General features: G+C 67.6%; 13 protein-coding genes. 4 read left to right on the top strand and 9 right to left on the bottom strand.

The annotated features are described in order from the left end of the window. Nucleotide 1 precedes the first annotated feature (1 nt). The 4 genes from RKE40_RS12760 to RKE40_RS12775 all read right to left on the bottom strand — a co-directional run bounded on the left by RKE40_RS12760 (nucleotide 2) and on the right by RKE40_RS12775 (nucleotide 4,972). Nucleotides 2-1,264, bottom strand: a complete 1,263-nt coding sequence (locus RKE40_RS12760) for a GTP cyclohydrolase II (protein ID WP_316018614.1) — start codon at nucleotides 1,262-1,264, stop codon at nucleotides 2-4. A 139-nt stretch (nucleotides 1,265-1,403) separates the two neighbouring features. Next, entirely contained in the window at nucleotides 1,404-1,565 is a 162-nt protein-coding gene (locus tag RKE40_RS12765; protein ID WP_184231595.1) for a Thivi_2564 family membrane protein, read from the bottom strand. Between the two features lie 360 nt (nucleotides 1,566-1,925). Next, nucleotides 1,926-4,064: a glycine--tRNA ligase subunit beta gene (gene glyS / locus RKE40_RS12770; protein ID WP_316018615.1), complete on the bottom strand. Its 2,139-nt coding sequence runs from the start codon at nucleotides 4,062-4,064 to the stop codon at nucleotides 1,926-1,928. Then, complete coding sequence (locus RKE40_RS12775) at nucleotides 4,064-4,972, bottom strand: glycine--tRNA ligase subunit alpha (protein ID WP_316018666.1); 909 nt, start codon at nucleotides 4,970-4,972, stop codon at nucleotides 4,064-4,066. Before RKE40_RS12775 ends, glyS begins: the two co-directional genes overlap by 1 nt. Nucleotides 4,973-5,206: 234 nt before the next feature. On the opposite strand from RKE40_RS12775, the gene RKE40_RS12780 reads away from it, so the two are divergent. Both RKE40_RS12780 and RKE40_RS12785 read left to right on the top strand, forming a co-directional pair. Beyond that, on the top strand, nucleotides 5,207-5,497 hold the full coding sequence (locus tag RKE40_RS12780; RefSeq protein WP_316018616.1) for a hypothetical protein: 291 nt from the start codon (nucleotides 5,207-5,209) through the stop codon (nucleotides 5,495-5,497). Nucleotides 5,498-5,595: 98 nt separating this feature from the next. Beyond that, a complete protein-coding gene (locus RKE40_RS12785; protein WP_316018617.1) occupies nucleotides 5,596-5,895 on the top strand; it encodes a hypothetical protein in 300 nt (99 codons plus the stop codon). On the opposite strand, the gene RKE40_RS12790 is transcribed toward RKE40_RS12785, so the two are convergent. Both RKE40_RS12790 and RKE40_RS12795 read right to left on the bottom strand, forming a co-directional pair. After that, on the bottom strand, nucleotides 5,896-6,666 hold the full coding sequence (locus tag RKE40_RS12790; protein ID WP_316018618.1) for a tRNA1(Val) (adenine(37)-N6)-methyltransferase: 771 nt from the start codon (nucleotides 6,664-6,666) through the stop codon (nucleotides 5,896-5,898). 6 nt (nucleotides 6,667-6,672) lie between these two features. Continuing rightward, nucleotides 6,673-6,957: a putative signal transducing protein gene (locus tag RKE40_RS12795; protein ID WP_390893348.1), complete on the bottom strand. Its 285-nt coding sequence runs from the start codon at nucleotides 6,955-6,957 to the stop codon at nucleotides 6,673-6,675. Nucleotides 6,958-7,083: 126 nt separating this feature from the next. On the opposite strand from RKE40_RS12795, the gene RKE40_RS12800 reads away from it, so the two are divergent. Both RKE40_RS12800 and RKE40_RS12805 read left to right on the top strand, forming a co-directional pair. Beyond that, a complete protein-coding gene (locus RKE40_RS12800) occupies nucleotides 7,084-8,100 on the top strand; it encodes a polyprenyl synthetase family protein (protein ID WP_316018619.1) in 1,017 nt (338 codons plus the stop codon). Continuing rightward, nucleotides 8,097-8,708, top strand: coding sequence for an NUDIX hydrolase (locus tag RKE40_RS12805; RefSeq protein ID WP_316018620.1), 612 nt, complete (start codon nucleotides 8,097-8,099; stop codon nucleotides 8,706-8,708). Before RKE40_RS12800 ends, RKE40_RS12805 begins: the two co-directional genes overlap by 4 nt. Before the next feature lie 32 nt (nucleotides 8,709-8,740). Here the strand turns inward: RKE40_RS12805 and RKE40_RS12810 are convergent, their stop codons facing one another. The 3 genes from RKE40_RS12810 to RKE40_RS12820 form a co-directional block, all read right to left on the bottom strand. Then, nucleotides 8,741-9,625 carry a 4-(cytidine 5'-diphospho)-2-C-methyl-D-erythritol kinase gene (locus RKE40_RS12810; RefSeq protein ID WP_316018621.1) on the bottom strand — a complete coding sequence of 295 codons (885 nt, stop codon included), beginning with the start codon at nucleotides 9,623-9,625 and terminating at the stop codon, nucleotides 8,741-8,743. Between the two features lie 3 nt (nucleotides 9,626-9,628). Beyond that, entirely contained in the window at nucleotides 9,629-11,410 is a 1,782-nt protein-coding gene (locus RKE40_RS12815) for a tetratricopeptide repeat protein (protein WP_390893349.1), read from the bottom strand. A 486-nt stretch (nucleotides 11,411-11,896) separates the two neighbouring features. Further along, nucleotides 11,897-13,576, bottom strand: a complete 1,680-nt coding sequence (locus RKE40_RS12820; protein ID WP_316018623.1) for an electron transfer flavoprotein-ubiquinone oxidoreductase — start codon at nucleotides 13,574-13,576, stop codon at nucleotides 11,897-11,899. Between the last annotated feature and the right edge of the window lie 31 nt (nucleotides 13,577-13,607).

Genomic DNA, 13,607 nt, shown 5'->3' on the forward strand with positions numbered 1-13,607 from the left:
CTCAGAACTTCTCGAGGTCGCGGCCGACCGTGGATTTCAGCGCATTGTCGCCGGGTGCGCCGTCCGGCGAATAATAGCCCGCGGCCTTCTTGGCCTCGATCTCGACCGAGGCATCGGGCGGGATCAACTCGGGCGGGATCGCGACGCGCTCGCCGATCTCGATGCCGCTCTCGACCATGGCGTCGTACTTCATGTTCGACATCGACATCAGCCGGTCGATCTTCCTGACGCCGAGCCAGTGCAGCACATCCGGCATCAATTGCTGGAAGCGAGCGTCCTGCACGCCCGCGACGCACTCCGTGCGCTCGAAATAGGTCGCGGCGGAATCGCCGCCCTCCTGACGCTTGCGGGCATTGTAGACGAGGAATTTGGTGACCTCACCGAGCGCCCTGCCCTCCTTGCGGTTGTAGACGATCAGGCCGACGCCGCCGCCCTGCGCCTCCTTCACCGCTTCCTCGATGCCGTGCACGAGATAGGGCCGGCAGGTGCAGATGTCGGAGCCGAAGACGTCGGAGCCGTTGCACTCGTCATGGACCCGGCAGGCGAGCTTGCGCCGGGGATCGGAGATGGCCCCGACCTCGCCGATGACATAGGCGGTGATCGAGCCGATCGGCGGCAGGAAGACCTTGAGGTCGGGCCTCGTCACGAGCTCGGGATACATGCCGCCGGTCTGCTCGAACAGGGTGCGGCGCAATTCGTTCTCGCTGGTGCCGAAGCGCTCGGCGATGCCCGGCAGGTGCCAGACCGGGTCAACCGCGATCTTGGTGACGCTGATGTCGCCGGAGCCGTGCAGGATATGGCCGTCGGCGGCGAGCCGGTGGCCGGCCATGGCGGCGAGGATTTCCGGCAGGTTGAGCCTCGCCTTGGTGACGGCGATGGTCGGGCGGATGTCGACGCCCTCGCCGATCCACTTGCCGAAATCCTGGGCGACGCGATGGCCGAACGGGTCGAGCGAGACGATCCTGCCGGGCTCGAACCATTGCGGCTGCGGCAGGATCTCGGCCGTCGGGTAGGTGTTGGTCAGGTCGGGCCGCTGCGCCGGGTTCATGGCGCGGGCCGAGATCGCGAGCGCCCGATAGACCGAGTAGGAGCCGCCATGGGCGCCGATGACGTTGCGGTCGGCGGGGTTGGTGGTCGAGGCGATGACCGGGCCGCGCTCCTCTGGCGTCGCTGCGCCCCAATGGATCGGGAAACGGGCTGCGGCGCTGCCGGGCTCGGGATGGGAGGTCAGCCGGATATGGGTGGTGCGATTCTGCGACGTCATCGCGGGGTTCGCTCTTCGAACGGATGAGGGCCCCGCGACGCGCTGCGTCCGGGGCCCTCTGGACCGAAGAAAGTCTGGATCAGCGCGCGGCTAGCGTCAATCGCAGCCGCCGGTCGCCAAAGTGACGATTTCGCGCGTCTCAGAACACGGCGAGATAGCGCAGCAGCGAGATGATGCCGATGATGATGACGATGATCTGGAGGATGTTCTTGATGTTGCCGTCGAGCGGCAGCATCCGCACGAGATAGAGCACCAGACCGATGACCAGAATCGTGATGAAAAGCGAAATCAAAAGACCCATGGCTCAAATCCTCTTATCGCGGCCGAAAGCCGGCCCCCCGAGGCCCTGACTGCGAGGCATTCGCAAGCATAGCACTCGGGCAAGAGAACGTGGAGCCCTGGGAAAAAGTTCCGGAAGGGTCGCTTGGCTGAGGGGTTGGGCGCGGGATCCCCTCTCCTGGAAGGAGAGGGGTAGGGGTGAGGTGTTCGGACTGGAAACCTTAGCTTGAACCTGACCGCGCGGTCAGGCCTCGCGGAGCTGGTCGCAGGGCCTACACCTCACCCTGCCCTCTCACTGATCTCGGGCCTGCCCGAGATCAGCACTTAAAGTGTCGAAGTCGGGTTACCCGACTTCGATGCAGGAGAGGGTTCCCCGCGGATGTCAGCCCGCGATCCGCCCGAAATCCGCGACCGCGCGGGTCGCTTCGCGAAGCTGGTTGAGCAGCTTTAGGCGGTTGGCGCGCAGGGCCGGGTCGGGATCGTTGACCGTGACCTTGTCGAAGAAGGCATCGACCGCCGGGCGCAGCTCGGCGAGGGCCGCCATGGCACCCTCATAATCCTCGGCGGCAATGGCGGTTTCCGCCTTCGGCGTCGCCTGGGCGAGCGCGACGGCGAGCGCCTTCTCCTCGATCAGCCCCGCAGCGGCGATCAGCTGGAGATCGGCGGCACCGGCGAAAGCGCCCTCGCCGTCCTTCTTCTCCTCGGCCTTGAGGATGTTGGCGGCGCGCTTGTAGCCGGCGAGCAGGCTCTTGCCGTCCTCGGTTTCGAGGAAGCGGCCGAGCGCGGCGACGCGGCGGGTGATCAACAGGAGATCGTCATTGCCCGACGCGCCCTCGCCCAGCACCGCATCGACGAGGTCATGGCGCGCACCCTGATCGCGCAGCATCACCTTCAGGCGGTCGTGGAAGAACGAGAGCAGATCGGCGTCCGTCGCGAAGCGCGCCAGCGGCAGCCTCACACCGTTCTCGACCACCAGCCGGATCACGCCCAGCGCCGCGCGGCGCAGCGCATAGGGGTCCTTACTGCCGGTCGGCTTTTCGTCGATGGCCCAGAAGCCGGTGAGCGTGTCGAGCTTGTCGGCGAGTGCGACGGCGACCGAGACCGGATCGGAGGGGACGCGGTCGGAGGGACCGAGCGGCTTGTAGTGTTCCTCAATCGCGACAGCGACCGAGGCGTTCTCGCCCTGCAGTTCCGCGTACTTGCGGCCCATCAGCCCCTGCAATTCCGGGAACTCGCCGACCATCTCGGTCGGCAGATCGGCCTTGGCGAGTTTTGCCGCACGCTCGGCCTGCGCCGGATCGGCACCGACGATCGGGGCAAGCTCCTTGGCCAGCGCCGCGATGCGCTGGACGCGCTGCCCTTGCGTGCCGAGCTTGGCGTGGAAGACGACGCCGAGCTTGTCGAGCTTGGCCATGCGCTGGTCGAGCGGCTTCGACAGGTCGAGCCCGAACTTCTCGGCGCTCGCCTTCAGCGTGTCGAGGTCGGGCAGCGGGCCGCGATCGGTCGCCCAGAAATAGGCGGCGTCCGAGAGGCGGGCGCGGACCACGCGGCCATTGCCGGCGGTGATCGCCAAGCCGCCATCGCTGGCGACGAGGTTGGAGACCGGGATGAAGCGGTTCGCCAGCTCGCCGGTCGCGGGATCGCGCAGCACGAAGCATTTCTGGTTGGCGCGGATGGTGGCGCGGATTGCCTCGCCGGGAATGTCGAGGAAGCGCTCCTCGAAGGAGCCCATCAGCACGACTGGCCATTCGACCAGCCCCGCGACCTCCTCCAGCAGCCCCTCATCCTCGACCAGTTCGAGCCCGGCCGCGAAGGCGAGGTTCCTGGCGTCGGTCGCGATGATCTCCTTGCGGCGGTCGGCATCGAGCACGACCTTCGCCCGCTCCAGGCTCGCGACATAGTCGTCGAAGCGGCGGACCGTGATCGGCCCGGGCGCATGGAAGCGGTGGCCATAGGTGGTGTTGCCGGAGGTGATGCCGTCGACCTCGAAGGCGACGACTTCCGGATCCTCGGTCTCGGCGCCGAAGGTACAGAGGATCGAGTGCAGCGGGCGTACCCAGCGCAGGCTGGCGCCGGCGGCCGAGGCCTTGCCCCAGCGCATTGACTTCGGCCAGGGGAAGGCGCGGATCACCGCCGGCACGATCTCGGCGATGGCCGCAATCGTCTCCTGGCCGGGCTTCTCGATCACGGCGATGTAGGAATCGCCCTTCTTGGGATCGCTGACGATGGTGGCCTGGTCGAGCGAGGCGAGGCCGGCAGCCTTGAGAAAGCCCTGGACGGCGGCGTCGGGCGCGCCGACGCGCGGCCCCTTGCGCTCCTCGCGGACATCGCGGCCGCGCACCGGCAGGCCTGCGACGGTGAGCGCCAGCCGGCGCGGCGTGGCGAAGGCCTTCGCGCCCTCATAGACGAGGCCGCGCTCGACCAGCGCATCGGTGACCAGCTTCTTCAGGTCCTCGGCCGCCTTGCGCTGCATGCGCGCCGGGATTTCCTCGGAGAAGAGTTCGAGCAGAAGATCGGGCATCAGTTCGCTCCGCCGCCGACGGTCTTCAGCCAGGCCTGACCGCAGGCCTTGGCGAGCTCACGCACGCGCAGGATGTAGCTCTGGCGCTCGGTGACCGAGATCACGCCGCGCGCATCGAGCAGGTTGAAGACATGGCTCGCCTTGATGCACTGGTCATAGGCAGGCAGCGCAAGCTGGTGCCTGGCGCCGCCATCGGCCTCGCCGGCGGCCAGCAGCGCCTTGCACTCGGCCTCGGCGTCGGCGAAGTGGCGGAAGAGCATCTCGGTATTGGCATGTTCGAAGTTATGCCGCGAGAACTCCTGCTCAGCCTGCAGGAAGACGTCGCCATAGCTGACGCGATCCTCGCCCTCGAGGCCGTTGAAGTTGAGGTCGTAGACGTTCTCGACGCCCTGGACATACATCGCCAGGCGCTCGAGCCCATAGGTCAGCTCGCCGGCGACCGGCGCGCATTCGACACCGGCGACCTGCTGGAAATAGGTGAACTGGCTGACTTCCATGCCGTCGCACCAGCATTCCCAGCCGAGCCCCCAGGCGCCCAGCGTCGGGCTCTCCCAGTCGTCCTCGACGAAGCGGACATCGTGCAGGGCGAGATCGACGCCGATCGCCTGCAGCGAGTCGAGATAGAGCTGCTGCAGGTTCGGCGGCGACGGCTTCAGGATCACCTGGAACTGGTAATAATGCTGCAGCCGGTTCGGGTTCTCGCCATAGCGACCGTCCTTCGGCCGGCGCGAAGGCTGGACATAGGCCGCGTTCCAGGGCTTGGGCCCCAGCGCGCGCAAGGTCGTCGCGGGATGGAAGGTGCCGGCCCCGACTTCCATGTCGTAGGGCTGGAGGATGACGCAGCCGCGTTCGGCCCAGAAACGCTGCAAGGTCAGCAGCAGTCCCTGGAAGGAGCGGGTCGGATTCATCGAAGCGGAGGGCGACGCAGCCAAGGGCTCAAGCCTTCGAAATTTTCAGGAAACAGGCGGTGTGCTTAGGGGCTGGCGACGCTTCCGGTCAAGCATTCCCGCATGAACCGCGGGTGAACCTCGATCGAAGGACCTCGTTCATCATCGCTGGCATAGGGTGCGTGCCATCGCGGTCCGCGGTGCTCGGGGCGAGCGCTTGAGCCGGACCAGCGCCCAGCAAGCAGGAGTTTTGCAATGCTGTCATCCCGTATCGCCGCCGCCCTGCTGGGCGCCGGTGCACTTCTTTCGACTGCGCTGATCGCCGCCCCGGCCAATGCTGCGCCGATCGGCGCCGGCAGCGCGCCCGCCGTCAGCAGCGAGGCCGGCGGCCTCGTGCAGCAGGTCTGGCATTACGGCCGGCCGCATTACGGGCCGCGGCCCCCCTATTACGGCCGCCCGGTCTACCGGCCGCGCTGCTTCTATAGCGATCGGCGGGTCTGGAACGGCTATCGCTGGGTGATCCGCCCGGTGCGGGTCTGCCGCTAACCGGATGAAGACAGGCTGAATGGCGCGCTCCGCTGCCGTTCAGCCGCTCCGGCGCAGATTCGCCGCAACGGTGACGCCCGGAGCCCCGGAACAACGCCGTGAACATCGCGAAGGAGGACCATCACATGCTTCGCAAGCTGCTTCTCGGCTTTTCGGCGGCCGTCACGCTCGGCGTCGCCGCGATCGCCTCGACCCCGGTCGCGGCCCAGCCCTTCGGCGACGGCTATTTTGACGGCCCGCGCTGGGGCGGCGGCTATGACCGTCCATATTACGGCTACGGCCGCCCGCCGGGCTATGGCTATGGCCGCCCCTATTACGGCCCGCGCTGCTTCTATCGCCCGGTCCGCTACTGGGATGGCTGGGGCTGGGTGGTGCGCGAGAGACGCGTCTGCCGCTGATCAGGCGAGACCCGCCTCGCCGCGATGGAGAGCTTCGCTCTCAGCAGTGAAACGGCCATCGGGACCATTGAGAACCAGAGCCGGCAGCAGCGCTGCCGGCTTTTTGCTGCCGAGCCGGGCGGAGACAATCACGCGGATCGCGGATCGTTCGGCAAGCGCCTGCACCGGCCGGATCGCGACCTCGCCGAAGCCCGTCGCCAGCGCCGCCAGGATCTCGGGCAGCGCCTCGGCGCGATGGATGATCGTCACCCCGCCACGCGGGCGCAGCACGCGCCGCGCCGCCTTCAGCCAGAGGGCCAGCGGGGTGTCGGCGACATGGGCGGCCCGACGATTCGGCACCGGCGAGGCACGCGCGGCACCAGCTTCGAAAAATGGCGGATTCATCGCGACCCAGGCTGCCGAAGCGTCCGGCAGGCCGGCCTGCAAGGCGCCGTCGCCACGCTCGCCGATCGCAGCGACGACGACGCGGACGCGCTGGTCGAGCCGGTTGAGGGCGGCGTTGCGTGCGGCGAGAGCCGCGAGTTCCGGATCGCGCTCGACCAGCACGACCGAAAGCGCCTCCTGCCGCAGGGCGGCGGCGAGGCCGGCGGTGCCGACGCCGGCGCCGAAATCGACCAGCGGTCCTTCCGCCAGAGCCGGCAGGGCAGCGGCAAGCAGGATCGCATCCGAGCCGGCGCGGTGCCCCTTGCGCGGTTGCAGCAGGCGAAGCCGGCCATCAAGCAGGCGGTCCTCGCCGATCGCGCCGAGGCCCGGCAGGATCTCATCGGTCATGGCGGATCACTCGGGCCGCAATTCGCCGCCGAAGCCGGCCTCGACCAGCAAGGCCCGGGCGCGCTTCCGATCGGCCTCGCGCACCAGCAGCCGGCGCGGGAAGGCGCCGATCATACCTTCCAGCGCGCTGATATGCTGGTCGGCTATCACGCAATCGAGATTGGCAGAGGCGAGCAGCGCCTCGATGGCGCCGAGCAGGACGAGATCATTGGAGCGGACCAGTTCGTGCATGGCGCCATGGAGCCCGTGGCGGATAAGCCGCGCAAGCCCAAAATCGCCGCGCTGCGACATCGTCACACCAGATTGTGCGGCGCGACAGAGATTGCCGGGGCTGGCCACGCATGCAACGGTCATGGCAAAGGGCAGTGCAGCAAAGACAGGGCGCGCCAGCCGCGCCGGTAAAGTCGGAGTTTGAGCGTGGGCGTCGTCGTAGCCTTCGAGGACAAGGAAGCCGGCAAGGCCGGGATCGAGGCTCTGGTCGGTCTGACCCGCCCCGACATGGAGCGCGTCAATGCGATGATCCTGTCGCGGACGGGCTCGCAGGTGACGATGATCCCTGAGGTCGCCAACCATCTGATCTCCTCGGGCGGCAAGCGCCTGCGGCCGATGCTGACGCTGGCGACGGCGGCCCTGTGCGGCTACGAGGGCGAGGGTCACGTCAAGCTCGCCGCCTCGGTCGAATTCATGCACACCGCGACGCTGCTGCATGACGACGTCGTCGACGAGAGCGACATGCGCCGCGGCAAGCTCGCCGCCCGCATGCTCTGGGGCAACGAGGCGAGCGTGCTGGTCGGCGACTTCCTGCTCGGCCAGGCCTTCAAGATGATGGTCGAGGTCGGCTCGCTGCGAGCGCTCGACATCCTCTCGACCGCCGCGGCCGTGATCGCCGAGGGCGAGGTGATGCAGCTTGCCGCCGCCAAGAACACCGAGACGACAGAAGACGAGTACCTCGCCGTGATCCGCGGCAAGACCGCCGAGCTCTTCGCCGCCGCCTGCGAGGTCGGGCCGGTGATCGCCGGTTCGCCCAAGGCCGGCGCCGCCGCCTGCCGCAGCTATGGGCTCAATCTCGGCATCGCCTTCCAGCTGATCGACGACGCGCTCGACTATGGCGGTTCCTCCGGTGCTCTCGGCAAGAACACCGGCGACGATTTCCGCGAGGGCAAGATCACGCTCCCGGTGGTCCTCTCCTTCCGCCGAGGCGACGAAGAGGAGCGGGCCTTCTGGCGCCGCACCCTGCAGGAAGGCCAGATCAACGAGGGCGACTTCGCCCAGGCGCAGGCGCTGATGCGCAAGCACAAGGCGATCGAGGACACGGTCGAACGGGCCCGGCACTACGCCAAGATGGCGAAGGACGCGCTCGGCCTTTACCCGCAATCGCCGATGAAGCAGGCGCTCAACGACGCCGTCGACTTCTGCGTGGCGCGGGCCCATTGAACGAGGCCGCCGGAAAGCCCTCCGGGGAGGCGCAGGAGCAGCCGGCGGAGATCACCGCGCTGTCCTCGCGGGTCGTCTATGAGAATCGCTGGATGCGGGTGCGGGAGGATGAGGTCCTCCGGCAGGATGGCTCCACGGGAATCTACGGCGTTGTCGAGAAGACGGATTTCGTCGCGATCGTCGCCGTCGAGGAGAATGGCGACCTGCATCTCGTCGAGCAGTACCGCTACCCGGTGGGAGGCCGCTTCTGGGAACTGCCGCAAGGCTCCTGGGAGAGCAGGCCGGATGCCGAGCCGGTCACCGTCGCCCGCGGCGAGCTGCGCGAGGAAGCGGGCGTCGAGGCCGGCGAGATGATCGAGGCCGGCTATCTGTTCGAATGCTATGGCTACTCGAACCAGGGTTGCCATGTCTTCCTTGCCCGCCAGCTCAGCGCCGCGCCGCGAGAGCTCGACCATGAGGAACAGGGCCTGGTGACGCGCCGCTTCTCTCCCGCCGAAGTCACCGCGATGATCGAGAGTGGCGCCATCCGGGACGCGATCACCATCGCCGCGCTGGGACTGATGATGCTGAAGGGGCTCCTGTCCGGCTTCGGCGCAAACGGCGCTTAAGGCGCCCCCCTGCGGTCCAGGCGGGCGGATCGTCAGCCGAGTACGGTCGGCTTGATCCACCAGCCCGGCTGTCGGTGAGCGAGCAACTTGGCCGCCGCCGCACTCGCCCGACAATCGTCGAACAGGGCAAAGCAGGTCGCACCCGAGCCCGACATGCGCGCCAGGCGGCAGCCCGGCAGCTCGGCGAGCAGCTCCAGGACATCAGCGATGACTGGCGCGGCGCCACGGGCCGGCGCTTCGAGGTCGTTTCTCGTGGCCGCAAGCGCTTCGATTACAGAGGGAGCGGAGGCGTGGCCCTGCCAGGAGGCGTCCGTCGCCGGAGCCGGCTGGATCGTCGCCTCCCCCGGCTGCAGGCCGAGATTGCGGAAGACCGCGGCGGTCTCAACCGCAACGCCCGGATTGACCAGCAGCGCGAAGAGGCGCGGCAGGCGCAGCGGCGACCCGAGCCGCTCGCCGATCCCTTGCATGATGCGCGTCTTCGCTGCGAGACAGACCGGGACGTCGGCGCCTATGCGCGCGGCGGCGGCATAGAGCGCGGGAGCGTCAGACGGCAGGCCGTTCAGCCGCGCGAGCAGGCGTAGCGCGGCAGCGGCATCGGCCGAGCCGCCGCCGATCCCGGATGCGACGGGCAGGCGCTTGACGAGCAGGAATCCGCCGGAACGCAGCCCCGGCACCTGATCGCGCAAGGCAACTTCGGCCTTCAGCACCAGATTGTCGGCTGCAACCGAGAGCCCCTCGGCGAAGGGGCCGGAGATCGCGATCCCGCTCTCCGCGCCCGGCAGCAGCGTCAACTGATCGCCGACACCGGCGAAGGCGACGAGGCTGTCGAGCTCGTGATAGCCGTCGGCACGCCGGCCCAGGATGCGCAGGCTGAGATTGATCTTGGCCGGGGCGCGGGTGGTGAGACGAGCCTGCAAGGCTCAGCCGCCATCCTTCTTCGGCTCGGCGGCGTTCGCCGAAGGCGGAGCCTCGTCAAGTCCCTTCTCGATCTTGCGCAGGATCTTGACCAGATCCTCCGGCTCGGGGCTGAGATCGCGGGCATGGTTCCACTGGAACTTCGCCTCAAGCTGGCGGCCGGTGCGCCAGTAGACATCGCCGAGATGGTCGTTGATCACCGGGTCGGACGGGCGCAGCTCCATCGCCCGTTCCAGTTCGGTTACGGCTTCGTCATAACGGCCGAGCCGGTAGTGCGCCCAACCCAGCGAATCGATGATGTAGCCATCGCGAGGCCTGAGATCGACGGCGCGCCGGAGCATGCCGAGCGCCTCGTCGAGCTTCAGATTCCGATCGACCAGAGAATAGCCGAGATAGTTGAGGACCAGTGCCCGCTCGCGGCCGAGCGCCTCGGGCATCAGCTCCAGCGCCTTGCGCAGGTCCGCCTCGGCCTCCGGCCACCGCTTGGTGCGCTCATAGGCGATACCGCGCGAATAGAAGAGATCCCAGTTCGAGCGCCCGGGCGAGGTGAGCTTGGCGATCGCCTTGTTGTAGGTGTCGGCCGCTTCCTCGAAGCGCTTGCGCGAGCGATAGATGTTGCCGAGCGCCGAGATCGCCTCGATATCGTCGGGGCGGGCCACGATGAGCGCTTCCAGCTGCTTGACCGCTTCGTCGGTCTTGCCGAGCGCCTCGAGGCCGAGCCCGACCTGGATGTCGGCAACCGGACGCAACGCCGAAGTCTCGGGCATGCGGCGATAGACCTCGACCGCGTCCTCGGTCTGCTTGGCGCGCTCGAGGATGTCGCCCAGCGTCAGCACGGCGAGATCGTGACCCGGGTCGAGATAGACCGCGAGCCTGAGGTAAAGCAGGGCAGTGGCTTCGTCGCCCTGAAGAATCCCGGCGCTGGCGAGGCCATAGAGCACTTCGGCGGCGCCCTGCTGCGCATTGCCGACGATGCGGGGCAGCTGCTCCTTACCGGAAACCTTGGCGAGCGCGTCGCGCACCACCGGATGGTTGGGACGGACGCGCTGCTCGAACTCGTTGAGCGTCGCCAGCGCCGCATCGCGGTCACCGGCACGTGCCTGATGGCGAGCCCAGAGATCGACCAGACGCAGGTTGGTCTTCTCGGCGTCGTAGGCGGCCTTCAGTCGGCGGGTCGAATCGGCCTTTCGGCCGGCGATGTCGAGAATCAGGCCGGCGTGATAGTCGCGGAAGCGATCGAAGCTCGCTTCGCCGCGCAGCCGCTCCAGAGTTTCGAGCGCGCGCTTGGTGTCTCCGGAGCCGGAATAGGCCCAGGCCGCCAGCAGCGTAGCAGTGATGTCGGCCGACCGGCCGCGCCCGCCGCGCTGAAGGTGGTTGCGTGCAGTCGCATAGGATTTCTGCTTCAGCGCCCGCACACCGAGCGCAAGCTGCGCCAGACCGTTCGAGGCATCGCGCTGCACCAGCTTCTCTGCGGCGCGGAACGTGTCGCCCATCGCGCCGTCAGCAAGGAAGGCGACGAAGCCGCGCTCCAGCAATTCGCTGTTCTGCGGATCGTCCTTGATCGCCTCGCGCAGATAGACCGAGGCGGCGCCGAGATCGCGCCCCGAACCTGCGACCACGGCCGCGAGATAATTGCCCTCGAGACTCTCCGCCGGCTCGAACTTCTCGACCGGGCGCGCCTCCGCCCGCGCCGGAATCGATGCGCCTGTCTGCAGGAAAGCCAGGAAAGCCAGCGCCAACACGGCGCCACGGCCGCGGCCGTCGCTCTGAAACGTCACGTTCGCCATTCTCCCTCGGTCCGCCCCTCGCCCGCCGCCGGGAGCCTGTCCGTGGACTGGACCGTGACCTGATCGGTTAAGCGCGCAACATGGCTGTTTCCGGGCGACCCGACAAGCCTGCCGCTGCATTGCAGAAGATGCGTCACGCTGTCGTGAAAGGCCGATCGCGAGAGACTGTCGGCGTTCCCGATAGATTTCATGAAGAAATCGGGCGTAGCTTCCAAACTGTCGCGGCCTTTCGCGGCGATTCGTCTGGGACATTTCCAATGAAGAAGGTCTCGCTTGCGCTTGCGGCCGTCCTCGCTCTCGCCAGCTTCGCTGGCGGTTGCGCGACGCCAGCCCCCGAACAGCCTGCTCCCGTCATCCGCAAAGGCTGATTCGCCGGCCTGCCGCTGCTTCAGAGCCGCGCCGGTCCAGCCGGTGCGGCTCTTCTTGTCTCCGGCGACACCACAAGATTTCGCCGGACGGAAACGTCAGCCGCTCTAAAAAGCGGCCTCACATGTTGGAGTAATTCGGACCTCCGGCGCCCTCCGGCACCGTCCAGGTGATGTTCTGGGCGGGATCCTTGATGTCGCAGGTCTTGCAGTGCACGCAGTTCTGCGCGTTGATCACGAAGCGCGGCTCGGTCTTCTTGTCGGGATCGGCGTAGACGACCTCGTAGACACCGGCCGGGCAATAAAGCCGCGCCGGCTCGCCATAGAGCGGCAGGTTCTGCAGCACCGGCACGTTCGGGTCGGTGAGCTTCAGATGGGCCGGCTGGTCCTCCTCGTGATTCGTCGCCGAGAGGAAGACCGAGGAGAGCTTGTCGAAGGAGATCTTGCCGTCCGGCTTCGGGTAGACGATCGGCGTGACGTCCCCGATCGGCTTCAGCGTGGCATGGTCGGGCTTGCCGTGCTTCATGGTGCCGAAGGGCGACCAGCCGAAGAGCTGGTTCAGCCACATGTCGATGCCGCCGAGAGCGACGCCTCCGAGCGTGCCGAGCTTCGACCAGAGCGGCTTGACGTTGCGCACCAGCTTGAGATCGCGACCGATCTCGGAGGAGCGCCAGCTGTCCTCGATGCCGTCGACCACGTCATGGGCACGGCCAGCCGCCAGGGCCGGAACGAGATTTTCGGCCGCCAGCATGCCGGAGAGGATGGCGTTGTGGCTGCCCTTGATGCGCGGCACGTTGACGAAGCCGGCGGCGCAGCCGATCAGCGCCCCGCCCGGGAAGGTCAGCTTCGGCACCGACTGCCAGCCGCCCTCGGTGATCGCGCGCGAGCCGTAGGAGAGGCGCTTTGCGCCCTCGAAGACGTCTCGGATCATCGGATGGGTCTTGAAGCGCTGGAACTCGTCGAAGGGCGAGAGCGTCGGGTTCGTATAGTTGAGATGGACGACGAAGCCGACCGAAACCAGATTGTCGTCGAAATGGTAGAGGAACGAGCCGCCGCCGGTCGACATGTCGAGCGGCCAGCCGAAGGAGTGCTGCACCAGCCCCTTCCTGAATTTCTCCGGCTTGACCTGCCAGATCTCCTTGAGGCCGATGCCATATTTCTGCGGCTCGCGGCCTTCGTCCAAAGCAAAGCGCTTGATCGCGATCTTGGAGAGCGAGCCGCGGGCGCCCTCGCCCAGCAGCGTGTAGCGGCCGCGCAGTTCCATGCCGCGGGTGAAACGGTCCGAGACGCTGCCGTCCTTGGCGATGCCCATGTCGCCGGTGGCGATGCCGGCGACCGAGCCGTCCTCGTTGAACAGCAACTCAGCGGCCGCGAAGCCAGGATAGATCTCGACGCCGAGCGCCTCGGCCCGGGTCGCAAGGTAGCGCGCGACGAGGCCGAGCGAGCCGACGAAGTTGCCGTGATTGTCCATCAACTTCGGCATGGCGAAGTTCGGCAGACGGGCGCCGCCGGCCGGGCCGAGGAAGTAGAACACGTCCTCGCTGACCTGGGTGTGGAGCGGGCGAGCCTCGTCCTCGCGCCAGTCGGGAAGGAGCTTGTCGAGGCCGATCGGATCGATCACCGCGCCGGAGAGGATATGGGCGCCGACCTCGGACCCCTTCTCGACCACGACGACCGAGATGTTCTCATCGAGCTGCTTCAGGCGGATCGCGGCGGCGAGTCCTGCGGGGCCGGCTCCGACGATGACGACGTCGTAGTCCATGCTCTCGCGCGGGGTGCTCTGCGCTTCCTCGAGTGTCATCCTGCCCTCCGCCAACGGCCCGCTCTGCCTC

The sequence above is a fragment of the Allobosea rubneri genome (assembly GCF_032464875.1).
GTDB lineage: Bacteria > Pseudomonadota > Alphaproteobacteria > Rhizobiales > Beijerinckiaceae > Allobosea > Allobosea rubneri.

What these genes read in the sequence shown, in the direction of transcription:
- RKE40_RS12790 (WP_316018618.1), bottom strand. Translation starts at nt 6,666, where the DNA reads ATGACCGATGAGATCCTGCCGGGCCTCGGCGCGATCGGCGAGGACCGC.
- RKE40_RS12780 (WP_316018616.1), top strand. Translation starts at nt 5,207, where the DNA reads ATGCTGTCATCCCGTATCGCCGCCGCCCTGCTGGGCGCCGGTGCACTT.
- RKE40_RS12815 (WP_390893349.1), bottom strand. Translation starts at nt 11,410, where the DNA reads ATGGCGAACGTGACGTTTCAGAGCGACGGCCGCGGCCGTGGCGCCGTG.
- RKE40_RS12795 (WP_390893348.1), bottom strand. Translation starts at nt 6,957, where the DNA reads ATGTCGCAGCGCGGCGATTTTGGGCTTGCGCGGCTTATCCGCCACGGG.
- RKE40_RS12775 (WP_316018666.1), bottom strand. Translation starts at nt 4,972, where the DNA reads ATGAATCCGACCCGCTCCTTCCAGGGACTGCTGCTGACCTTGCAGCGT.
- RKE40_RS12760 (WP_316018614.1), bottom strand. Translation starts at nt 1,264, where the DNA reads ATGACGTCGCAGAATCGCACCACCCATATCCGGCTGACCTCCCATCCC.
- RKE40_RS12765 (WP_184231595.1), bottom strand. Translation starts at nt 1,565, where the DNA reads ATGGGTCTTTTGATTTCGCTTTTCATCACGATTCTGGTCATCGGTCTG.
- RKE40_RS12820 (WP_316018623.1), bottom strand. Translation starts at nt 13,576, where the DNA reads ATGACACTCGAGGAAGCGCAGAGCACCCCGCGCGAGAGCATGGACTAC.
- glyS (WP_316018615.1), bottom strand. Translation starts at nt 4,064, where the DNA reads ATGCCCGATCTTCTGCTCGAACTCTTCTCCGAGGAAATCCCGGCGCGC.